Annotated in this window: 21 protein-coding genes; 12 read left to right on the plus strand and 9 right to left on the minus strand. The window is 62.8% G+C overall.

Translation table 11 applies throughout. From position 1 onward, the window contains the following. Nucleotides 1–298 precede the first annotated feature (298 nt). The 6 genes from ACTJKE_RS10985 (at nucleotide 299) to rplI (ending at nucleotide 4,624) form a co-directional block, all read left to right on the plus strand. Nucleotides 299–1,342 carry an aldo/keto reductase gene (locus ACTJKE_RS10985; RefSeq protein ID WP_058329473.1) on the plus strand — a complete coding sequence of 348 codons (1,044 nt, stop codon included), beginning with the start codon at nucleotides 299–301 and terminating at the stop codon, nucleotides 1,340–1,342. 19 nt (nucleotides 1,343–1,361) lie between these two features. Beyond that, complete coding sequence (locus ACTJKE_RS10990) at nucleotides 1,362–1,874, plus strand: ClbS/DfsB family four-helix bundle protein (RefSeq protein WP_440635486.1); 513 nt, start codon at nucleotides 1,362–1,364, stop codon at nucleotides 1,872–1,874. A gap of 274 nt (nucleotides 1,875–2,148) precedes the next feature. Next, on the plus strand, nucleotides 2,149–2,595 hold the full coding sequence (rpsF, locus tag ACTJKE_RS10995; RefSeq protein WP_057252714.1) for a 30S ribosomal protein S6: 447 nt from the start codon (nucleotides 2,149–2,151) through the stop codon (nucleotides 2,593–2,595). 26 nt (nucleotides 2,596–2,621) lie between these two features. After that, complete coding sequence (rpsR, locus tag ACTJKE_RS11000; RefSeq protein ID WP_025426448.1) at nucleotides 2,622–2,870, plus strand: 30S ribosomal protein S18; 249 nt, start codon at nucleotides 2,622–2,624, stop codon at nucleotides 2,868–2,870. Between the two features lie 191 nt (nucleotides 2,871–3,061). Continuing rightward, nucleotides 3,062–4,015 carry a hypothetical protein gene (locus ACTJKE_RS11005; protein WP_058329423.1) on the plus strand — a complete coding sequence of 318 codons (954 nt, stop codon included), beginning with the start codon at nucleotides 3,062–3,064 and terminating at the stop codon, nucleotides 4,013–4,015. A 33-nt stretch (nucleotides 4,016–4,048) separates the two neighbouring features. Further along, nucleotides 4,049–4,624, plus strand: coding sequence for a 50S ribosomal protein L9 (gene rplI, locus ACTJKE_RS11010; protein ID WP_057252717.1), 576 nt, complete (start codon nucleotides 4,049–4,051; stop codon nucleotides 4,622–4,624). Between the two features lie 102 nt (nucleotides 4,625–4,726). Here the strand turns inward: rplI and ACTJKE_RS11015 are convergent, their stop codons facing one another. Genes ACTJKE_RS11015 through ACTJKE_RS11025 form a run of 3 tightly spaced genes read right to left on the minus strand, consistent with a single transcriptional unit; the run spans nucleotide 4,727 to nucleotide 8,001 of the window. Then, nucleotides 4,727–5,824: an HlyD family secretion protein gene (locus tag ACTJKE_RS11015; RefSeq protein ID WP_112995475.1), complete on the minus strand. Its 1,098-nt coding sequence runs from the start codon at nucleotides 5,822–5,824 to the stop codon at nucleotides 4,727–4,729. Nucleotides 5,825–5,842: 18 nt separating this feature from the next. Continuing rightward, nucleotides 5,843–7,552 carry an MFS transporter gene (locus ACTJKE_RS11020; protein WP_112995438.1) on the minus strand — a complete coding sequence of 570 codons (1,710 nt, stop codon included), beginning with the start codon at nucleotides 7,550–7,552 and terminating at the stop codon, nucleotides 5,843–5,845. Between the two features lie 5 nt (nucleotides 7,553–7,557). Then, on the minus strand, nucleotides 7,558–8,001 hold the full coding sequence (locus ACTJKE_RS11025; RefSeq protein ID WP_112995437.1) for a MarR family transcriptional regulator: 444 nt from the start codon (nucleotides 7,999–8,001) through the stop codon (nucleotides 7,558–7,560). A gap of 336 nt (nucleotides 8,002–8,337) precedes the next feature. On the opposite strand from ACTJKE_RS11025, the gene ACTJKE_RS11030 reads away from it, so the two are divergent. Then, entirely contained in the window at nucleotides 8,338–9,840 is a 1,503-nt protein-coding gene (locus ACTJKE_RS11030; protein WP_112995436.1) for a replicative DNA helicase, read from the plus strand. 110 nt (nucleotides 9,841–9,950) lie between these two features. On the opposite strand, the gene ACTJKE_RS11035 is transcribed toward ACTJKE_RS11030, so the two are convergent. The 3 genes from ACTJKE_RS11035 to ACTJKE_RS11045 all read right to left on the minus strand — a co-directional run bounded on the left by ACTJKE_RS11035 (nucleotide 9,951) and on the right by ACTJKE_RS11045 (nucleotide 11,891). After that, a complete protein-coding gene (locus tag ACTJKE_RS11035) occupies nucleotides 9,951–10,262 on the minus strand; it encodes an AzlD family protein (RefSeq protein WP_057252725.1) in 312 nt (103 codons plus the stop codon). Further along, the gene (locus ACTJKE_RS11040; protein WP_058329475.1) at nucleotides 10,259–10,912 is read right to left on the minus strand and encodes an AzlC family ABC transporter permease; all 654 of its coding nucleotides are present in this window, start codon (nucleotides 10,910–10,912) and stop codon (nucleotides 10,259–10,261) included. Before ACTJKE_RS11040 ends, ACTJKE_RS11035 begins: the two co-directional genes overlap by 4 nt. 121 nt (nucleotides 10,913–11,033) lie before the next feature. Then, nucleotides 11,034–11,891, minus strand: a complete 858-nt coding sequence (locus ACTJKE_RS11045; RefSeq protein ID WP_093232167.1) for an AraC family transcriptional regulator — start codon at nucleotides 11,889–11,891, stop codon at nucleotides 11,034–11,036. Between the two features lie 154 nt (nucleotides 11,892–12,045). Here ACTJKE_RS11045 and alr point away from each other — a divergent pair, with 154 nt between their 5' ends. From alr to ACTJKE_RS11070, 5 genes are all read left to right on the plus strand, one after another. After that, nucleotides 12,046–13,185, plus strand: coding sequence for an alanine racemase (gene alr, locus ACTJKE_RS11050; RefSeq protein WP_440635487.1), 1,140 nt, complete (start codon nucleotides 12,046–12,048; stop codon nucleotides 13,183–13,185). A 157-nt stretch (nucleotides 13,186–13,342) separates the two neighbouring features. Further along, nucleotides 13,343–14,746 carry a DNA repair protein RadA gene (gene radA, locus ACTJKE_RS11055; protein ID WP_057252727.1) on the plus strand — a complete coding sequence of 468 codons (1,404 nt, stop codon included), beginning with the start codon at nucleotides 13,343–13,345 and terminating at the stop codon, nucleotides 14,744–14,746. A gap of 231 nt (nucleotides 14,747–14,977) precedes the next feature. Then, the gene (locus ACTJKE_RS11060; protein WP_057252728.1) at nucleotides 14,978–15,601 is read left to right on the plus strand and encodes a CvpA family protein; all 624 of its coding nucleotides are present in this window, start codon (nucleotides 14,978–14,980) and stop codon (nucleotides 15,599–15,601) included. A 145-nt stretch (nucleotides 15,602–15,746) separates the two neighbouring features. After that, nucleotides 15,747–17,237 (plus strand): amidophosphoribosyltransferase, encoded by a 1,491-nt coding sequence (gene purF, locus ACTJKE_RS11065; RefSeq protein ID WP_057252730.1) that lies wholly within the window; start codon nucleotides 15,747–15,749, stop codon nucleotides 17,235–17,237. 12 nt (nucleotides 17,238–17,249) lie between these two features. Then, on the plus strand, nucleotides 17,250–17,990 hold the full coding sequence (locus ACTJKE_RS11070; RefSeq protein WP_057252731.1) for an SDR family NAD(P)-dependent oxidoreductase: 741 nt from the start codon (nucleotides 17,250–17,252) through the stop codon (nucleotides 17,988–17,990). Nucleotides 17,991–18,065: 75 nt separating this feature from the next. Here the strand turns inward: ACTJKE_RS11070 and pssA are convergent, their stop codons facing one another. The 3 genes from pssA to ACTJKE_RS11085 all read right to left on the minus strand — a co-directional run bounded on the left by pssA (nucleotide 18,066) and on the right by ACTJKE_RS11085 (nucleotide 21,641). Continuing rightward, the gene (pssA, locus tag ACTJKE_RS11075) at nucleotides 18,066–18,941 is read right to left on the minus strand and encodes a CDP-diacylglycerol--serine O-phosphatidyltransferase (RefSeq protein ID WP_057252733.1); all 876 of its coding nucleotides are present in this window, start codon (nucleotides 18,939–18,941) and stop codon (nucleotides 18,066–18,068) included. A 9-nt stretch (nucleotides 18,942–18,950) separates the two neighbouring features. Further along, nucleotides 18,951–19,649 carry a phosphatidylserine decarboxylase gene (locus ACTJKE_RS11080; RefSeq protein WP_058329429.1) on the minus strand — a complete coding sequence of 233 codons (699 nt, stop codon included), beginning with the start codon at nucleotides 19,647–19,649 and terminating at the stop codon, nucleotides 18,951–18,953. Between the two features lie 105 nt (nucleotides 19,650–19,754). Beyond that, the gene (locus ACTJKE_RS11085; protein ID WP_057252736.1) at nucleotides 19,755–21,641 is read right to left on the minus strand and encodes an ABCB family ABC transporter ATP-binding protein/permease; all 1,887 of its coding nucleotides are present in this window, start codon (nucleotides 21,639–21,641) and stop codon (nucleotides 19,755–19,757) included.

The following is a 21,641-nucleotide window of genomic DNA, read 5'->3' on the forward strand; positions in this document are numbered from 1 at the left end:
GTGATCGGTTCTTATGAGTTAGAGCGGGACGCGGGCGGATAACCGCACACGCTTTTTCTTGCCCCGCTCTGGTTTCCTCTCCATTCACATTCCTGAACGGCGAGTCAAGCGCGCAAGGCCCGCCGAACCGAGCCGCAGCCGCCTTTTGCCCTTGATCTTCACCAATCAAGGCGTAAGTTTGCCGCCCGAAGTCGACCTGCCTTCAACACTCCCAAGGGCGAAGGCTATCACTCCATTTCCGGCGCGCGCACCCCTTCCCACGGGGCCGATGCACGTCTTTCACAAGGATCTCCATTCAATGCGTTACAACACGCTTGGCCGCACCGACATCAGGGTCTCGGAAATCTGCCTGGGCACCATGACTTGGGGCTCGCAGAATTCCGTCGCCGAAGCGCATGAACAACTGGACCACGCCTTCGACAAGGGCGTGAATTTCATCGATACGGCAGAACTCTACCCGACGACGCCGCTCTCGTCCGAGACCTACGGCGATACCGAGCGCTTCATCGGCGAGTGGCTGGCAAAGCGCGGCCGCCGCGACGACGTCGTGCTCGCGACCAAGGTCGCCGGCCCCGGCCGGCCCTATATTCGCAATGGCGGTCCTACCACGCCGGAAGGCATCGAACAGGCAATCGACGCCAGCCTTCGACGTTTGAAGACCGACTACGTCGATCTCTACCAGATCCATTGGCCGAACCGCGGTCACTACCATTTCCGCAATGCCTGGTCCTACGACCCGGCCAAGCAGGACAAGGCGCATGTCGCCGGCGATCTCAGGGCGATCCTCGACAAGCTCGGCGATCTCGTGAAGGCCGGCAAGGTCCGCGCCATCGGTCTCTCCAACGAAACGGCCTGGGGAACGATGAAGTTCATCGACATGGCCGAACGTCACGGCCTGCCGCGGGTCGCCTCGGTCCAGAACGAATACAATCTGCTTTACCGCGCCTATGATCTCGACCTCTCCGAGCTATCGCATCACGAGGACGTGGGGCTGCTTGCCTATTCGCCGCTCGCAGCCGGACTGCTCAGCGGTAAGTATTTGGACGGCGCCAAGCCGACGGGCTCCCGCCTCTCGATCAACGGCGACCTCGGCGGCCGGTTCACCCCGCACCAGGAGCCGGCGGTTGCCGGTTATGTGCAGCTTGCACGCGAGCACGGCCTCGATCCCGCTCAGATGGCAATCGCCTTCTGCCTGACGCGGCCGTTCATGGCGTCCGTCATCATCGGCGCGACATCGATGGAACAGCTGAAGACCAATCTTGGCGCCGTCGACCTCACCCTGTCGCAGGACGTCGTGAATGGCATTCGGCGGCTGCACCGTCTCTACCCCATGCCGATCTAAAGGCGAGAATCGATCGCCGATGGCCGTGCCTCAGACAAAAGCGGAGTTGCTCAAGGCGATCGACGTCCAGTTCGCCAAGCTGATGCGCGAACTGGAACAGGTCTCCGACGACCAATTTCGCGAGCCTTCGCTCGAAGGGCACGCCAAGGGCACCACGATGAGCGTCGGCGATCTCGTCGCCTACCTCATCGGCTGGGGCGAACTCGTCACCAAGTGGATCGACCGCGATCAGCGCGGCGAACCGGTCGACTTCCCCGAGACCGGATATAAATGGAACGAGCTCGGCAGGCTCGCACAGAAGTTCTATGCCGATTTCCGGGCTCTTTCGCCGACGGAGCTCATCGCCCGCCTGAGACGCAGCAAGGAAACGCTGGAAGCGCTGATCAAGGAGCGGGACGACCAGGCGCTCTACGGGAAACCGTGGTACGGCAAATGGACGCTTGGTCGCATGATTCAGTTCAACACATCCTCTCCCTACGCCAATGCCTCAGGGCGTTTGCGCAAGTGGAAGAAGGTCAAAGCGCTGGCCTAGATATCTAAAAGATGCGCCAAGCCTTGCCTTCCGTGGAAAAATGCGTATAAGCGCGCTGTTCGAAATGCCCGGTCTTCTGGCTGGTGGCTGAACGGAGGGCCGGCTTCCTCGAGGGGAGCCGTTAGGATTGCAAGTCTTTCCGGCCTCCCGTGTCTCCGCTCTCGACCGTCTCGATACAACACTTTCTTGCCGGCTGCCTGTCAGCCACTAAGAACAGTCGTTGAGGCTTAGCCGCCGAGGTCCGGGCTGATTAACGCAAGAAAGGCAAGCCACAATGGCTCTTTATGAACACGTATTCCTGGCCCGCCAGGACATCACGCCGCAGCAGGTCGACGGTCTCGTCGAGCAGTACAAGGGCGTGCTCGAAGCAAACGGCGGCAAGGTCGGTCGCGTCGAGAACTGGGGCCTGAAGTCCCTCACCTACCGCATCAAGAAGAACCGCAAGGCTCACTACGTTCTCATGGACATCGACGCTCCGGCAGCGGCTGTTCACGAAATCGAGCGTCAGATGCGCATCAACGAAGACGTTCTGCGCTACATGACGATCGCCGTTGAGAAGCACGAAGAAGGCCCGTCTGCCATGATGCAGAAGCGCGACCGCGACGATCGTCCGCGCCGCGATGGCGACCGTCCGGAGCGCAGCTTCGGCGACCGTGGTCCGCGTCCGGACCGTGGCGACCGCGAAGACCGCCCGCGTCGTCCGCGCGAAGACCGCGCGTAATCAAGAAGCTTTAGGAGATAAAGACAATGGCTGAAGTTTCTTCCGCTCCGGTTCGTCGCCCGTTCCACCGTCGCCGCAAGACCTGCCCCTTCTCGGGCGCAAACGCTCCGCGGATCGACTACAAGGACATCCGTCTGCTGCAGCGCTACATTTCCGAGCGCGGCAAGATCGTTCCTTCCCGCATCACGGCCGTTTCCCAGAAGAAGCAGCGCGAGCTCGCCCAGGCGATCAAGCGTGCACGCTTCCTCGGCCTGCTGCCCTACGTCGTTTCCTAAGAACGGCTGACTCTCCGTTGGTCATCTGACTCGACGGAAATTGACTCCAGGGAGAGGCGCTCCCCTTAGGTGAGCGCCTCTTTCTCTCCCTTCCGCGGTGGGCGCGGATCGGAACAGGTGCGACAGCACCAAAATCCCATGCTGGGGCCGGGCTTTGCCATCCCCTAACTGCACGAAGCAGGACAGCGAACGTGACGAATGTGAACAGGACATCGCTGCTGACCGGCGTTCTCGCCGGCTTTACCGCCGCCCTCTTGTCGATGGGCGCGAACACGCAGTCGTCTCTTGCGATCGTCCTCTATGCCGCCTCCGCACTCCCGATCCTGATTGCCGGCCTTGGCTGGGGCAATGCAGCGGCGATCACCGCGATCGTCAGCGCAGGCGCCACCGCTGCCGCGCTCATCTCGCCCTATTTCGCGCTGCTGATCCTCGTCGTCACGCTGATCCCGGCCGGTTGGCTCAGCCACCTCGCCAATCTTGCCCGTCCGGCCTCGGAACTCGGCGGTCCGGATGAAGCGCTCGCCTGGTATCCGCTCTCCGATATTCTCAGCCACCTCGCCGGCCTCGTGACCGTCGGCATGATCATCGTCGGCCTCATCGTCGGCTATGGCGCCGACATCTCCGACCGCATGGTCGATATCGTCATCCAGGCGGTGAAGGCGCAGGACCCGGGCTATAATCCGGACGTCACTGCCGTTGCCCAGATCAAGTCGCTCTTCACACTCGCTTTGCCGCTCGTCCAGGGTGCGATCTGGGTGCTGATGCTCTTTACCGCCTATTATGTCGCGACCCGCATCGTGCAGATGTCGGGCCGGTCGCTGCGCCCGCGCGAGGATATCCCCTCGACGCTGCGCATGCACCGCAACGCGATCTTCATCTTCCTCGGCGGCCTGGTCCTCACCTTCCTCGGCGGCGCGCCCGCAACGATCGGTGCGTTGATCTGCGGAACCTTCGGCGCAGGCTTTCTGCTCGCCGGCTTCGCCTCCTTCCATTTCCGCACGCGCGGCAAGTCCTGGCGGCTTCCCGTGCTGTGGATCGCATACCTGTCGGTGCTCGTGTTCACGATCCCGGCATTCTTCTTCCTCCTGTCCGGCCTGATCGATACGCGACGCACCATCGCGGTCACGCCGGTTGGAAAAAACTGACCAACGAATTGGAACACTGAAAGGAAAACCAACATGCAAGTCATTCTTCTCGAACGTATCGCCAAGCTCGGCCAGATGGGCGAAACCGTAAAGGTCCGCGACGGCTTTGCTCGCAACTACCTGCTGCCGCTCGGCAAGGCGCTGCGCGCCAACGCCGCCAACAAGGCCCGTTTCGAAGCTGAGCGTTCGACGCTCGAAGCCCGCAACCTCGAGCGCAAGTCGGAAGCCCAGTCGGTTGCCGAAAAGCTCGACGGCAAGACCTTCGTCATCGTCCGCTCCGCTGGCGAAACCGGCCAGCTCTACGGTTCGGTTGCTGCTCGCGACATCATCGAAGTGCTCGCTGCCGAAGGCTTCAACGTCGGCCGCAACCAGGTCGACCTCAACCACCCGATCAAGTCGATCGGCCTGCACAAGGTCACGCTGCACCTGCACTCGGAAGTCGAGATCTCGGTTGAAGTCAACGTTGCCCGTTCGGCTGAAGAAGCCGAGCGCCAGTCCAAGGGCGAAAGCCTGACCTCGGCCGACGCCATCTACGGCGTTGACGAAGACGCCCTGAAGCCGGAAGACTTCTTCAACCCGGAAGCCGAATTCGAAGGCGAAGAAGAATAAGCCTTAGCGGCCATCCCATATACGAAAGCCCGGATCATCGATCCGGGCTTTTTTATTGGCCCCAGGGGGTAGAACTAAAATCGCAAGACGCGAGGCGGCAGATTACCCATGCGCAGCGACGGGCACGGCGTCGCTGGTCACCTGATCCGCCGCAGTCCGCGCCGGCGCGTCCTTGTCGACGCGCACGACGACCGAGAGACCGGGCGAGAGCATCTCAGCCAGCGGCTGACCGGGATCGACCACGATCCGCACGCCGACGCGCTGAGCCACCTTGGTGAAGTTGCCGGTGGCGTTGTCCGCGCGGATCACGCTGAATTCCGAACCGGCTGCCGGCGAGAAGCGCTCGATGTGTCCCGTAAGTTCGCTCTTCTGCAGGGCGTCGACCGCAATGGCGACGGGCTGGCCAGCCTTCATGCCGTCGAGTTGCGTCTCCTTGAAATTGGCGACGACCCACACTTCGTTCGGCACCAGCGCGAGCAGTTGCGATCCCGCCGTCACATATTGACCGATCCGAGCGCCGATCTCGCCCAGCCTGCCGTCACGCGGCGCAACGATGCGGGTGTTTTCGAGATCGATACGCGCCAGTTCGACGGCCGCCTCGGCACCGGTCACGGCAGCTTCCAATCCGGCGCGCGCGCCAAGCGTGGTCGCCAATGCCTGCTTCGACACTTCCAGCCCGGCCTCGGCCTGGCTCACAGCCGCGTCCGCCTGTTCGAAGCCGGCACGCGCCTGATCGGCATCGCTGCGCGTCGACACGCCCTTTTCGGCAAGCGGGCGAATGCGATCCCAGGTGGCGCGGGCCCGATTGAAGGCCGCCTTGGCGCTATCGAGCTGCGCTTCGCTGGCGGCGATGCCAGCCTTGGCCGACAGTTCCTGCTGATGGGAGTTGGCGAGCGCCGCCTTCTGCCCGGCAAGCGTCGCTTCGGCCTGCGCCAACTTCTGCGCATAGATGCGATCGTCGATCTTCACCAGCAATTGTCCGGCCTTCACCGTCTCGTAGTCGTGCACCGGAACATCGGCGACATAGCCCGAAAGCTGCGGGCTCATGATCGTGACGTAGCCGCGCACATAGGCATTCTCCGTCATCTCCACGGAGCTGTGGAACGGTGGCAGCCGCCAAGCATAGAGCACGAGGGTTACGCCGGCGATGCCGGCGAGAAGCACAATGATGGTGGTCGGGGAACGTAGGAACTTCAGCATGGTCATCAACTCGATTAATCAGGCGGCCGGCGCCGGCGCGGGGTCCGTCAGCCGCTGCGTGAGCCAATTGTAGGACATGTGCAGGAGCAGGCCGGCGAGCGCGAAAAGCGCGATCACGGCGGCAAGCAGGAATGCGTCGTTGTAGGCAAGGATATAGGCTTCGCGGGTGACCTGCTGCGACAGGAGCACGGTGCCCTCGCCGCCCAGCAAGGTCTTGTCGCCCATCACTTTGCTATAGGCGGCGGAGAGCTGGTTGACGCGCTGGGCAACCAGCGGGTTCGACAAGACGATCTGTTCGGCGAGAATGTTGGAATGGAATTTTTCACGGATCGTTACGAAGGTGCCGAAGGCTGCGGAGCCGATCAGGCTGCCGATGCTCTGGGTGAAGAGGAAGATCACGATGAAGCTCAGGATGTAGCTCGGCCCCTTCGCAAGCGCAGCCTTGAAGCCGCGCGCCATGGCCGGCGGCAGGAAGAGCGCAGTTCCCGAGGCAATCATTGCCTGGCTCAGATACATCTGCTCGGGCCGTGTCAGGCTCGTCGCCTGGCTGTCCATGTAGGCGCCGGTCGCCAGCAGGCAGAGCGCCAGGACGTGCACACGCTCTGCATGCTGCGGGTTCATCAGCACGGCACAGAGCAGGCCGCCGGCTATCGCCGCGGCAAGGATGATCCAATAGAGCGTCGCGACCTGTTCGAATTGGAGGCCGAGCTGTTGATAAAAATTCGTCGCGATCGTGGACTGCTCGGAGGCAACCAGGCGGAAGATGAGCAGAACGGCAGCAAAGTGCACGATCTCCTTCGAGGTGATCCAGCGTATGTCGATCAACGGCACCTTGCGATGGAGCTCGATCAGCACCACGGTCGTCAGTGTTGCGATTGAAACGACCAGGAGGACGCCGAGCCAGGATGCCTCGAACCACCAGTAGAGACGCCCCATGGTCAACACGATGGCTAGGCAGCCGAAGGCAAGGGCGACGAACAGATAGCTCAGGATATCCATGCGCTGGATGACCTTGGCATGCGGCACCGGCGTCAGCGGCAGCAGATAGATGATCGGCAGCGCGATCAGTGCCAACGCCATTTCGAGCGTGTAGAGCGCATGCCACTGGCCGTATTCGATCAGGGTCGGCGAGATCAGCCGGGTGATCGGCGCGGAGATCGTCGTGCAGGTGAGCGCCAGTGCCAGACCGACTGTCAGCTTGCGCGCCGGCGGAAAGGCTTCGAGCATGTAGAGGAAGCCGAGCGTCGACATCGGTGCAGCAGCAATGCCGCTGATGAAGCGGACGACGATGGCGGAATGCAGGTCGGAAACGAAGACGTTCATCAGCGATACGATGACGAAGCCGACGATGCTGATTTCGGCAAAGCGGCGCAGCCCGTATTGAGCGCGAATCTTCACCAGCGCGATCGACAGGCTGACATTGGGCGCCATGTAGGCCGCAGACAGCCAGCCGGCCTCGACGGAGGTCGCCGAGAGCGAACCCTGGATCTGCGTCAGATTGGCAAGCGCCAGGTTCATGCCCAGGCCCTGCGTCAGGAACAGGAGAACCGACCCGACGACATAGACCGCCGATAGTGCCAGGCTTTTGTCGACCGGGGCGGGCGCCGGCACCGGGGCCGGGATCGGTGCAGCGGGAGAAACCGCCTCCTCGTCATAGCTAGCCACGCCCGTCTCCAGCGGAGCGGCGTTACGATTGTCGTTTGCAGCAGCAGTGGCGACTGCGCTCATCGCTGTCACTCCCGCGCCAGCGACTGGACGTTATCGGCGATCGCCCGCACCACCCGCTGCGTCACGGCAAGTTCGGCGGCATCGATACCTTGCAGCACTTCCGCCCGGATCTCGTCGGCAAGCCGCAGGATTTCGTCAGCGACGGAACGGCCGAACTCAGTCATATGGATCTGCTTGGCGCGCCGGTCGGAGGCCTCGACCCGCCGCTCGATGAAACCTTGCTTCTCCATGCCATCGAGCAGACGCACCAGTGTCGGCGTTTCAATATCGAGCTCATCGGCCAGCTCGCGCTGGTTCAAACCATCCTTCCGGGTCAAGCAGAAGAGCGCTCGGGCCCGCGACAGCGTGAGGCCCTTCTCCTTCACCCGAGCGTCGAACACGGCCCGCAGCTTGCGATTGACCAGCGACAGGGCATCGAACAATTCGCGGTTCACGGTGGGCTGATACATTGGTATCTTTTCCATATTACTAGCATGCTAATTATTTTGACTCTATCTAATCCAAATGCGGGGGATTTTCAAGATCAGGATTTTGAGGCGGGGGAGGACGGCGCTAGACTTCCCCCATGCCCCGGAAGGCTCGGGCGATTCGTCGCGTCAACGGCCAATTTTGTGGCAAGGCGAGATTCTACGCTTTTGTGAACCTGGCCTGTGGATCAGTCGAACAACGGGAAAAGCGCGAGGCTGCGATGAGACGCTTTGCGAGTGTGTCCCCCCTGCACTTGACCCGGCTCGCGGTAGATCGCAAACCGGTGCCACACCAGACAAAGGCAGAGATAAAACGACATGAATGACGCGGCGCGAAAGCTATCCCCTATCAGCAAGGATCAGGTGGACCAGCACTATCGCGAGGCGCCGAACAACCTTGAAGCCGAGCAGGCTTTGCTCGGCGCGATCCTCGTCAACAACGACGCCTTCTATCGCGTCTCGGACTTCCTGAAGCCCGTGCATCTGCATGAGCCGCTGCACCGCAAGATCTATGAGGTTGCTGGCGACATCATCCGTATGGGCAAGACCGCCAACCCGGTCACCATCAAGACCTTCCTCAAGGCTGACGAAAAGGTCGGCGACCTGACCGTCGCGCAGTATCTCGCGCGCCTCGCGGCCGAAGCGGTTTCGATCATCAACGCCGAAGACTATGGCCGTGCGATCTACGATCTGGCGCTGCGCCGCTCGCTGATCACGATCGGCGAGGACATGGTCAACATCGCCTACGACGCGCCGCTCGATATGCCGCCCCAGGGCCAGATCGAGGATGCCGAACGCCGCCTGTTCGAACTCGCCGAAACCGGCCGCTACGACGGTGGCTTCCAGTCGTTCAACGATGCCGTCGCGCTTGCGATCGACATGGCAGGTGCGGCCTTCGAGCGCGACGGCAGCCTCTCCGGCATTTCCACCGGCATCCTATCCCTCGACGCCCGCATGGGCGGCCTGCAGCGCTCGGACTTGATCGTGCTTGCAGGGCGTCCCGGCATGGGCAAGACCTCGCTTGCCACCAACATCGCCTACAACATCGCTGCCGCCTACGAGCCTGAAGTCCAGGCGGACGGTTCGTTCAAGGCCAGGAACGGCGGCGTCGTCGGCTTCTACTCGCTCGAAATGTCGTCCGAACAGCTCGCCACCCGTATCATCTCCGAACAGACCGAGGTCTCTTCGTCGAAGATCCGCCGCGGTGACATTTCCGAGGCCGACTTCGAAAAGCTCGTCGCCTGCTCGCAGATGATGCAGAAGGTGCCGCTCTACATCGACCAGACCGGTGGTATCTCGATCGCCCAGCTTTCCGCCCGCGCCCGGCGCCTGAAGCGCCAGCGTGGCCTCGATTGCCTGGTGGTGGACTATATCCAGCTCATGACCGGCTCGGGCAAATCGAGCGACAACCGCGTGCAGGAAATCACCCAGATCACGACCGGCCTCAAGGCGCTCGGCAAGGAACTGAACGTTCCGATCATCGCGTTGTCGCAGCTCTCCCGTCAGGTGGAGAGCCGCGAAGACAAGCGCCCGCAGCTCTCCGACCTTCGTGAATCGGGCTCGATCGAGCAGGACGCCGACGTCGTGCTCTTCGTGTTCCGCGAGGAATACTACGTGAAGAACCTGGAGCCGCGCGACGAGTTCGACCCGAAGTACGAAGAGTGGAAGATGAAGATGGAGCAGGTGAAGGGCACGGCTGACGTGATCATCGCCAAGCAGCGTCACGGACCGACCGGCACCGTGAAGCTCGCCTTCCAGTCGGAATTCACGCGCTTCACCGATCTCGCCGATCCCTCCTTCACCCAGTACGAAGAACACTAGAGTTCCGTGGGGGCGGCCGGAGCGGGCTGGGAAAAATGTTTGCGGTTTCCCAGCCCGCTCTACTTCACAACGAGCCGCCCAAGCGTGATGGGCTCAACCGGCACCGCCTTTTACCAGGCACCGCCTAGAACCTGACGCAACAACGCCACCGAAACCACGCCGACGGCAACGGATGCCAAGAGCGGCAGCCTGGTTGCAGCAACGGCCGTCGCCGCAGCGGCAATCGTTTCGGCCGGGCCGGTGACCAGTGCCGTCGGAGCGATGACCGCCATCAGAACCGCCGGCGGGATGGCCTCGAGGGCGCGCTTCTGGTTTTCTCCGATCGTGACATAGCGGATCAGCACGAGACCGCCGATGCGGGTCGCGACCGTCGCGACGGCCATGGCCAGGATCGCAAGCAAAGTGTTGAGATCGACGCTCATGCGTGGGCCTCCTTGTGTCCGCCTGAAAGCATAGCCACGACGACGCCGGCTGCAGCACCCGCCGCAATGTACCAGACGCCCGGCAGCAATTGATGCGTGACCACGGCCGCACAAGCGCTTGCGGCCAGAACGGCGCCCGTTTCGCGCCCCTTCCAGAAACCCATGACCAGGATGATGAAAACGGCAGGGAATGCGAAGTCGAGGCCGATGACCTTGGGATCGCCCAGCAGGGCGCCAACCATCGCGCCCGTCAGGCTCGTCAGGACCCAGGCGCAGTAGAAGGGCACGGCGAGGCCGGCATACCAGGCGGGCGTGAGTTTGCCATTGCTCGCGCGCATCTCGGCCATGGCCCAGATTTCATCGGCGAGAAGCAGCATCGAGGCATAGCGGGCCGGCCCGGAGAAACCGTCAAGCTTGCTGCCGATCGAAGCGCTCATCAGCACATGGCGGACGTTGACGAGCAGTGCCGAGAAGCCGAGTGCGGCCCAGTTCGCCGGATGTGTCCAGATATCCATGGCGACGAATTGCGACCCGCCGGCAAAGACCAGTGCGCTCATCAGCGTCACCTCGGCCGGCGTCAGCCCCTTGGCCGCCGCCACCGCACCGAACACCAGGCCGATCGGCATGACGGCGACGATCAGCGGCGTCATCGCGATCGCCGCGGCCCGAAATTCCTGCAACGCATTTCTTACCTGCAACGTCCCTGTCTCCATTCACACGAAACGCAGAACGTCTATAGGCGGAAGCAGGTCCCGTATTGAACGAAAGTGATCAGCCGGCACGGAAGGCGCCGGGTGTCACGCCGGTGCGCGCCTTGAAGTGGCGGCTGAAATGCGCCTGATCGGCGAAGCCGCACTGGTAGGCCGCATCCACCGCCGACCAGCCATGCCTGAGCAAGGTCTTGGCGGTGCGCACGCGCTTGTCGGTCAGAAAGGCATGTGGAGTGATATGGAATTCCTTGCGGAAGGCGCGGATCAGGTGCGCGCGGCTGAGCCCTGCGACCTTGGCGAGTTCCTCGAGCCCGACGTCTTCAGCATAATTCTCGATCAGATAGTCCCGCGCCCGATGCACGGGGGACTGCTCGCGCGTCTCGATCGGGGTGATGATCGTACTGCCGTGCCTCTCGAACATCGCCGCAAGCACGCCGAACATTCTTTCTTCGGCCTCGAGCGTGCCGCCTGCCACCTCAAGCGTTCGGTGCGCTTGATGAAAGGACAAGGCGAGGTCCGGATCCTGCAGCACCCGCCTCGAGAAGGACGGCGTTCCCTTGAAAGCGCGACCGGTCACGTCCTCGATGATGTTCACCAGCAGATCGGCGCTCGGATAGACCATGCGATAACGATAGCCGCTGCCGCCGGGGTGGCCGTCGTGGATTTCGTCGGGGTTGATCAGGTAGAAGAACCCAGGGCCGGCTTCAGAGCGCTCGCCCTTGATCTTGCTAATCTGCGAGCCCGCCTCGATCGCGCCGATGCTGAACGTCTCATGTGCGTGCGGCGCGAATTCATGGGTAATGAAGGTCGCCGTCAGACATTCCATGCCCATAAAACGAGGATCGCGCCAAAAGCGCGTGCGCTCACCGCCTTCAATCGGCATGACCTCTATGGCTTCTTCCTGCGAAATCGTCTGCATTGAGCAACCATAGTGACCCGAGGCGGTCCCGTCTTGCACAAAAGTGCTCATCCTTCCTTCGTGGCCCGCGTGACGGCGATGCGACAGGCGAGCATTTGCGACCATGGGCCGTTGGCTGTATTGCTCTTCGTATCGTCCACGAAGAGTGTCCGGCATGCTCCCCCCAGAATTTCTTTCCGCCTCCAACCGCCTCACGATCGATCTCGGTGCGCTTGCCGACAATTGGCGGACGATGAATGCCCGCTCCGGCAAGGCGCGGGCGGCAGCGGTCCTGAAAGCGGACGCCTATGGCCTGGGCATCGATGATGCAGCCCCTGCCCTCTATGCCGCCGGTGCGCGCGACTTCTTCGTCGCCAATGCCGAGGAAGGTGCGGAACTGCGCCCCCTCGTTCCGGAGGGCCGCATCTACATTCTCGCGGGCATGTGGCCGGGCAACGAAGAGCTCTTCTTCGACAATGACCTGGTGCCGATCATCAATTCCGACGAGCAGCTTGCGGTGTTCATGGCGGCTCTTTCCGAGCGCGGCGATCACCCCTGCGTGCTGCATATCGATACCGGCATGAACCGGTTGGGCCTCTCGGTCGAGGCCGCCGTGGCGCTTGCCAATGACCCGGCGCGACCCGCAAGCTTCTCGCCAGTCCTGATCATGAGCCACCTCGCCTGTGCCGACGAACCGCAGCACCCGTTGAACGCCTACCAGCTCGGGCGCTTCCGCGAAGCGACAGCTGCCTATGAGGGTGTCGATGCAAGCCTTGCCAATTCCGGCGGTGTCTTCCTGGGCGCCGACTATCATTTCGAGCTCACCCGGCCGGGCATCGCCGTCTATGGCGGCGAGGCGGTCAACGATGCCATCAACCCGATGACCCCAGTGGTAACCGCCGAAGCCAGGATCATCCAGATCCGCGAGGTCGCGGCCGGAGGCACGGCGAGCTACGGCGCGTCGGCCCGCTTCGACAGAGACAGTCGCATCGCCACCGTCGCGGTCGGCTACGCCGACGGCTACCATCGTTCGGTCTCCGGCGGCGGCGTGACTCTACGGCAGGCAACGCCGTCAGGGGCATTCGGCTTCCTGCACGGCAAGCGCGTGCCGCATGTGGGGCGCGTCACCATGGACCTCAGCCTGTTCGACGTCACCGACCTGCCGGCCGGTGCAGCGCGGCCGGGCGATTACATCGAGCTTTTCGGCCGAAACATCGCCATTGACGACGTGGCGCGCGCCGGCGGAACCATCGGCTATGAGCTGCTGACCAGCCTCGGGCATCGTTACATCAGGAACTATGTCGGTGCCGTCTGACGTGGCTTTCCTGCATTTTCCTTGCGGCCTTCGCTAAAATTCACCTTTTGTTCCGCGTTCCGCGGCATTATGTGACGACGAAGGTGATTCTTCTGTCGTCGGCGGCATCGCCTCGCATGTGTGCCGGCGGCTCCCAGATTTCGAAAGTCCGATCCTGATGGCGAAAGCCCGTACCCAATTCATCTGCCAGAACTGCGGCACCGTCCACACCCGCTGGGCGGGCAAATGCGAAGGCTGCGGCGAATGGAACACGATCATCGAAGACGATCCGACAGCGGGCATCGGCGGCGGTCCGACGCGCGCTCCGAAGAAGGGCCGCCCGGTGGCGCTCACCACGCTTTCCGGCGAGATCGAGGACGCGCCGCGTATCCAGACCGGCATTTCGGAATTGGATCGGGTGACTGGCGGCGGCTTCGTGCGCGGCTCCGCGCTGCTCGTCGGCGGCGATCCCGGCATCGGCAAATCGACGGTGCTGATGCAGGCGGCCGCCGCACTTTCGCGCCGCAAGCACCGCGTCATCTATGTCTCCGGTGAAGAGGCCGTGGCGCAGGTGCGTCTGCGTGCGCAGCGCCTGGGTGCTGCCGATAGCGACGTGCTGCTGGCCGCAGAGACCAATGTCGAGGACATCCTGGCAACGCTTTCGGAAGGCAAGCGCCCCGATCTGGTGATCATCGATTCGATCCAGACACTCTGGAGCGACATCGTCGATTCGGCGCCCGGCACGGTCACCCAGGTGCGCACCGGCGTGCAGGCGATGATCCGCTTTGCCAAACAGACGGGCACCGCCGTCGTGCTCGTCGGCCACGTCACCAAGGAGGGCCAGATCGCCGGCCCGCGCGTCGTCGAACACATGGTCGATGCGGTACTCTATTTCGAAGGCGACCGCGGCCACCACTACCGCATCCTGCGCACCGTCAAGAACCGCTTCGGCCCGACCGACGAGATCGGCGTTTTCGAAATGTCGGACAAGGGTCTGCGCGAAGTCGCCAACCCGTCGGAACTGTTCCTCGGAGAACGCAACGAAAAATCGCCGGGCGCCGCCGTCTTTGCCGGCATGGAAGGCACCCGCCCCATTCTTGTCGAAGTGCAGGCGCTCGTCGCGCCGACCTCACTCGGTACGCCGCGGCGCGCTATCGTCGGCTGGGACTCGGCCCGCCTATCGATGATCCTCGCTGTGCTCGAAGCCCATTGCGGCGTACGCCTCGGCCAGCACGACGTTTATCTCAATATCGCCGGCGGTTACCGCATTTCCGAGCCGGCCGCCGATCTAGCTGTGGCTTCCGCACTGGTTTCATCGCTTGCCGGGCTTGCCCTTCCGGCGGATTGCGTCTATTTCGGCGAAGTCAGCTTGTCGGGCGCCATCCGGCCGGTTGCGCATACCGCACAACGCCTTAAGGAAGCCGAGAAACTCGGGTTCTCGCAGGCGGTCCTGCCGTCCGCGTCCACCGAATTGCCGAAAAACGGCAATGGCCGATGGAGCGAAATGGAAAGCCTGCCGGATCTGGTGGCGCGCATCGCGGGATCGCGAAACGCGCTGAGACCGGTGGAGGACGAAGATTGAAGATGCGGGTGTCGCAGACCGTCCACTACTGCATAGTTCCTTAGATCGGGATCGATTTAAGGACAAAATTATGCAGCAGGTCTGAGCGCTACAGCGACCTTTGCGCGCCCGAAAGGACGCGCAGCGCTGTAGGGGCCGCGAAGAGGCTGAAAATGCCCTGAACGTCAAGCAGGGCCGATGGCGGATAGGCTTGAGGAGACCCGGACGAACCGGGTCCGGAGTAAGGACAAAATGCCCATTACAATTCTCGACGGTATCGTTCTCGGCGTCGCCCTGTTTTCCGCAATCCTGGCCATGGTTCGAGGCTTCTCGCGCGAGGTGCTCTCGGTCGCGAGCTGGGTCGGTGCGGCCGCGGCCGCCTATTTCCTCTACCCGCAGCTTCTGCCCTACGCCAAGCAGTACACCAACAGCGATACTGTCGCGCTGATCGGATCGGCGGCGGTGATCTTCCTGGTCGCGCTGATCATCATTTCCTTCATTACCATGCGGATTGCCGATTTCATCATCGACAGCCGCATCGGCGCGCTCGACCGCACCCTCGGCTTCCTGTTCGGTGCCGCCCGCGGCATCCTGCTGGTCGTCGTCGCCATGCTGTTCTTCAACTGGCTCGTCGCGCCGCAGCAGCAGCCGACCTGGGTAACCCAGGCGAAATCGAAGCCGCTGCTCGACAATCTCGGCAACAAGCTGATCGCGCTTCTGCCTGAAGAAGCCGACGCCACCATTCTCGACCGCCTGCGCGGCAAGGACACCACCGGCGAAGGTGAAGGCGAAGCACCGGCGGCGACCCCCGGCCAGACACCGTCGACGACGCCGGAGCAGGCGCCCGCCGACGACGCACCGGCCACCAACGGCTGAGACAGGAACGATTTGCCGACAAAGCCCGCCCCGCGGGCTTTGTCCTTTTGGGGAATAACGCTTGCAGCCGTTTTCAGCTAAGATCGCTTGAAGATGGCGGGCCTGATCACGATATGCGCACCGGTACGGAGCAAAGGCGACAGTGATGACCGATCTGAGATCCATGGAAATCCACGATGAACTCGAAGGCGATGAACTGCACGAAGAGTGCGGCGTCTTCGGCATATTGGGGCACTCGGACGCGGCGGCGCTGACGGCGCTCGGCCTGCATGCGCTCCAGCATCGCGGCCAGGAAGCCGCCGGCATCGTCACCTTCGACGGCAAGCAGTTCTGCACCGAAAAGCGCATGGGCCTCGTCGGCGACCACTACACCGACCCGGCGACGCTGGCAAAGCTCCCCGGCTTCATGTCCATCGGCCACACCCGCTACTCGACGACGGGCGAAGTGGCGCTGCGCAACGTCCAGCCGCTCTTTGCCGAACTTGAAGTCGGCGGCATCGCGATCGCTCACAACGGCAACTTCACCAACGGCCTCACCCTTCGCCGTCAGTTGATCGCCGATGGCGCCATCTGTCAGTCGACCTCCGACACCGAAGTCGTCCTGCACCTGATCGCCCGTTCCAAGCAGGCCTCCTCGTCCGACCGCTTCATCGACGCCATCCGACAGATGGAAGGCGGCTACTCGATGCTGGCGATGACGCGCACCAAGCTGATCGCCGCGCGTGACCCGATCGGCATCCGACCGCTCGTCATGGGCGAACTCGACGGCAAGCCGATCTTCTGCTCCGAGACCTGCGCGCTTGACATCATCGGCGCAACTTACGTCCGCGATGTCGAGAACGGCGAGGTGATCATCTGCGAGATCCAGCCCGACGGATCGATCTCGATCGATTCTCGCAAGCCGGAGGTATCGCAGCCGGAACGCCTCTGCCTGTTCGAATATGTCTATTTCGCCCGCCCGGATTCGGTCGTCGGCGGCCGCAGCATTTACGTGTCGCGCAAGAACATGGGCATCAATCTCGCCAAGGAGGCGCCCGTCGAAGCCGATGTGGTGGTTCCGGTACCGGACGGCGGAACGCCGGCCGCCCTTGGCTATGCCCAGCAGAGCGGCATTCCCTTCGAATACGGCATCATCCGCAACCACTATGTCGGCCGCACCTTCATCGAGCCGACGCAGCAGATCCGCGCCTTCGGCGTCAAGCTCAAGCACTCAGCCAACCGCGCGATGATCGAAGGCAAGCGCGTCATTCTGGTCGATGATTCGATCGTGCGTGGCACGACGTCGGTGAAGATCGTGCAGATGATGCGGGAGGCCGGTGCACGCGAAGTGCATGTGCGGGTCGCGAGCCCGATGATCTTCCACCCGGATTTCTACGGCATCGACACGCCGGATCGCGACAAGCTGCTCGCCAACCAGCATGTCGACCTCGCCTCCATGTGCCGCTACATCGGGGCAGACTCGCTCGAATTCCTGTCGATCGACGGCCTCTATGAGGCGGTCGGCGGCGAGAAGCGCGATCCGAAGGCGCCGCAGTTCACCGACCACTATTTCACCGGGGACTATCCGACCCGCCTTCTCGACCAGGAAGGCGCCAGCAATGTCCGCAAACTCTCGGTTCTCGCCAGCAACGGATAATCAGACAATAAAATGACGATCGATCTCAAAGGCCGGGTGGCCGTGGTCACCGGCGCATCGCGCGGTATCGGCTATTTCACCGCTCTCGAACTGGCCAAGGCCGGTGCCCATGTCGTCGCCTGCGCGCGCACCGTCGGCGGGCTTGAAGAACTCGACGACGCGATCAAGGCGGCGGGCGGTTCGGCGACGCTGGTGCCGTTCGATCTCGCCGACATGGCAGCGATCGACAAGCTCGGTGGCGCCATCAACGAGCGCTGGGGCAAGCTCGACATCATGGTCGCCAATGCCGGCGTGCTCGGCACGATCTCGCCGATCGGCCATGTCGAGGCGAAGGTGTTCGAAAAGGTAATGAACATCAACGTCAACGCCACCTGGCGGCTGATCCGCTCGCTGGAGCCGCTGCTGATCAAATCGGACGCCGGCCGTGCGCTGATCCTGTCGTCGAGCGCTGCGCACAAGTGCAAGCCCTTCTGGGGCCCCTACTCCGCATCGAAGGCCGCCGTCGAGGCGCTGGCTCGCACCTGGGCCGGCGAAACGCAGCGCCTGCCGCTGCGCATCCTCTCTGTCGATCCCGGCGCCACCCGCACGGCGATGCGCGCCCAGGCGATGCCCGGCGAGGATCCGGAGACCGTGCCGCATCCCTCCGAAGTTGCCGCCAAGCTTCTGCCGCTCGTCGGCCCTGACCAGACTGAGACCGGCAAGCTCTACATCGTCCGCGAAGACAAGATCGTCGATTACCGGATGCCGGAGTAAGCTTCGGCGCGCTTTCCAAACAAAAAGGCCACCGTGTCACCACGGTGGCCTTTTTGTACCTTAGCTGAAACTCAGTCAGTCCTTGTCACCCGGCAGGCCGTCGCCGCCTGTCGATGGATGGGCCGGCCAGTCGCCGCCGTATTTGCGCTGCCAGGAGCGCGCGCCGAAAGGCAGCGTGATCAGGTAGCCAAGGGCCGTCACCGCCATCGTCTCCCAGGTATAGGTCATCAGCGTCGCGACATAGAAGACGACGCCGAGAATGGCCGGCAGGACGAGATCGCGGCGCACACGGCTGTTTTCCGACTTGCCGGACCAGACCGGCAGACGGCTGACCAGCAGGAAGGCGATCAGCACGGTGTAGCCCGATGCAATCAGCGCGAAGGTGCGCTCGGGCGCCAATCCCAAGAGGCCGAGATAGACCGGAAGCAGGACCAGCATGGCGCCTGCCGGTGCCGGCACGCCAACGAAATATTCCGACTGCCACGGCGCCTTGGACTGGCGCTCGGCCATGACGTTGAAGCGCGCAAGCCGCAGGCCACAGGCGATCGCGTAGATCAGCGCCGCGATCCAGCCGATCGAGCGGGCCTGATCCAGGATGAAGACGTAAAGCACGAGCGCCGGCGCAACGCCGAAATTGATAATATCGGCGAGGGAGTCCATCTGGCCGCCAAAATTCGACGTCGCCTTCAGCAGGCGTGCAACGCGGCCGTCGATGCCGTCGAGGAAGGCCGCGAGCAAGACCATGGCAACGGCAAGCTCGATGCGGTTTTCGAAGGCGAGCCGAATGCCCGAGAGACCGGCACAGATCGCCAGCACCGTGATCAGGTTCGGGATCATCAGCCGCAGCGGTATCTCGCGCAGCCGAGGACCACGACCGGTGTCGTTTGAACCGCTCGCGTCGCCGGTAGCTTTCGGCGGTTCGGCTGGGTTTTCCTGTTCAGAGCCTTCCATGTACACTCCTTATGCGCGACGGCTGAGGACCGGGCCCTTGGCCGAGCCGAACTCGGCAAGCACGGTTTCGCCGGCAACGGCAGTCTGGCCGACGCTGACGCGCGGCTCGGCTCCTGCGGGCAGGAAGACGTCGAGCCGCGAACCGAAGCGGATCAGGCCGAAGCGCTCGCCTGCGTCCAGCGAGCCGTTCTCATATTTCCAGCAGAGAATGCGACGGGCAACGAGGCCGGCGATCTGGACGACGCCGATCGCACCGTGCTTGGTCTCGATCACCAGGCCGTTGCGCTCGTTCTCGTGGCTGGCCTTGTCGAGCTCGGCATTGACGAACTTGCCGGCGCGGTAGGCGACGCGGGTGATGGTGCCGGCCATCGGCGCACGGTTCACATGGCAGTTGAACACGTTCATGAAAACCGAGATGCGGAGCATCGGTTCCGAGCCGAGGTTCAGCTCTTCCGGCGGCAGCACCGTTGCGATCGACGAAACGCGGCCATCGGCTGGGCTGATCACCAGATCGTCGTCGATCGGCGTCATGCGTTCAGGGTCGCGGAAGAAATAGGCGCACCAGGCGGTCAGCACGAAGCCGATCCACATCAACGGCTCCCACAGGAAGCCAAGCACCAGCGACACGACAAAGAAGATCGCGACGAAGCGATAGCCTTCCTTGTGCACCGGTACGAGCGTGTTGCGGATCGTATTGACCAGGCTCATAAACTCTACTCCAGATTTTCCGTGGAACGTGAACTAGCGCGAAATCCCCTGGCNCCCGCCAGACAGCGACAAAACGCGTCGCGCTCAGCAAAGAAAGAAACGCCATCAGATCGCCGGCTCGCCGCGGGTAACGATGCCGAGATCGTCACTTTCGCGCACGCGCTTCAACTGCTCCTCGGCCTGCGTTGCTTCGCGCTGGCGGCTCCACATCGACGCATAGAGGCCGTCGCGGTCAATCAGCTCGCCATGGGTGCCGCGCTCGGCGATGACGCCATCCTTCAGCACGATGATCTCGTCGGCGTTGATTACGGTCGAAAGCCGGTGGGCGATCACGAGCGTCGTGCGGTTGCGCGAGACCACGTCGAGCGCTGACTGGATTTCCTGTTCCGTGCGCGTGTCGAGTGCCGATGTCGCCTCGTCGAGGATCAGGATCGGCGGCGCCTTGAGGATGGTGCGGGCGATTGCGACGCGCTGCTTCTCGCCGCCTGAGAGCTTCAGGCCACGCTCGCCGACCATGGCCTGGAAGCCTTCGGGCAGCGTGTGGATGAAGCCGGCGATCTGTGCCGCCTCAGCGGCCGCTTCGACCTCGGCCTCGCTGGCAGAGACCCGGCCGTAGCGGATGTTATAGGCAATGGTGTCGTTGAAGAGCACGGTATCCTGCGGCACCATGCCGATGACCGAGCGCAGGCTCTTTTGCGTCACGGTCCGCACGTCCTGGCCATCGACGGTGATGGCCCCTTCCTGCACGTCGTAGAAGCGATAGAGCAGCCGGGAGAGCGTCGACTTGCCGGCGCCCGACGGGCCGACGACCGCGACCGTCTTGCCGGCGGGCACTTCGAAGGTAATGCCCTTGAGGATCGGTCGCGCCGGATCATAGGCGAAATGCACGTCCTTGAAGGCGATGGCGCCCTTGCCGATGACGAGTTCGCTCGCATCCGGGCGATCCACCACTTCGGCGCGTACGTCGAGCAGATCGAACATGTGCTCGATATCGGTCAGGCCCTGGCGAATTTCGCGGTAGACGAAGCCGATGAAATTGAGCGGAATTGCAAGCTGGATCAGCATTGCGTTGATGAAGACGAAATCACCGAGCGTCTGTTCACCGCGCTGAACGGCGAGCGCCGACATGATCATCATGACAGCCGTGCCGGCGCCGAAGATCAGCGCCTGGCCGAAGTTGAGCCAACCGAGCGACGTCCAGACCTGGGTCGCCGCGGCCTCATAGCGCTCCATCGACTTGTCGAAGCGACGGGCTTCCATCTCTTCGTTGCCGAAATATTTGACCGTCTCGAAGTTCAGGAGCGAGTCGATCGCCTTGGTGTTGGCGTCGGTGTCGCTGTCGTTCATCGAGCGGCGAATGGCGATGCGCCAGTCGCTCGCCTTGACCGTGAACCAGATGTACAGCCAGACGGTGACGGCCGTCACAAACAGATAGCTGAAACCGTAGCCCCACCAGAAGATCACCGCCGTCAGCAGAAATTCGATCAGGGTCGGCACGCTGTTCAGGATCGTGAATCGGACGATCGTCTCGATGCCCTTGGTGCCGCGCTCGATGACGCGCGAAAGCCCACCGGTGCGCCGCTCCAGATGGAAGCGCAGCGAGAGCTGGTGCATGTGGACAAAGGTCTTGTAGGCAAGTTGGCGAACCGCGTGTTGGCCAACGCTTGCAAACAGCGCATCGCGAAGCTGGTTCAAGCCGGCCTGCAGCAAGCGCGCGAGATTGTAGGCGAGCACTAGCATCACCGCGCCGGTGAGGAACTGAGGCAGGAAACCCAAGGCATCCGGCTTGCCGTTCAGCGCATCGGTTGCCCACTTGAAGGAATAGGGAACGAGGATCAGAACGACCTTGGCGATGATCAGAATGACCGTTGCCCAGATGACCCGGAGCTTGAGATCGGCCCTGTCCGTCGGCCACATATAGGGCCAGAGATTGGCGATCGTCTGCAACGGATTGCTCGTATCGGCCGAAACAGTTTTCTTCTGGGGTGCCAC

The sequence above is a fragment of the Ensifer sp. 22521 genome (assembly GCF_052044795.1).
Taxonomy (GTDB): Bacteria; Pseudomonadota; Alphaproteobacteria; order Rhizobiales; family Rhizobiaceae; genus Ensifer.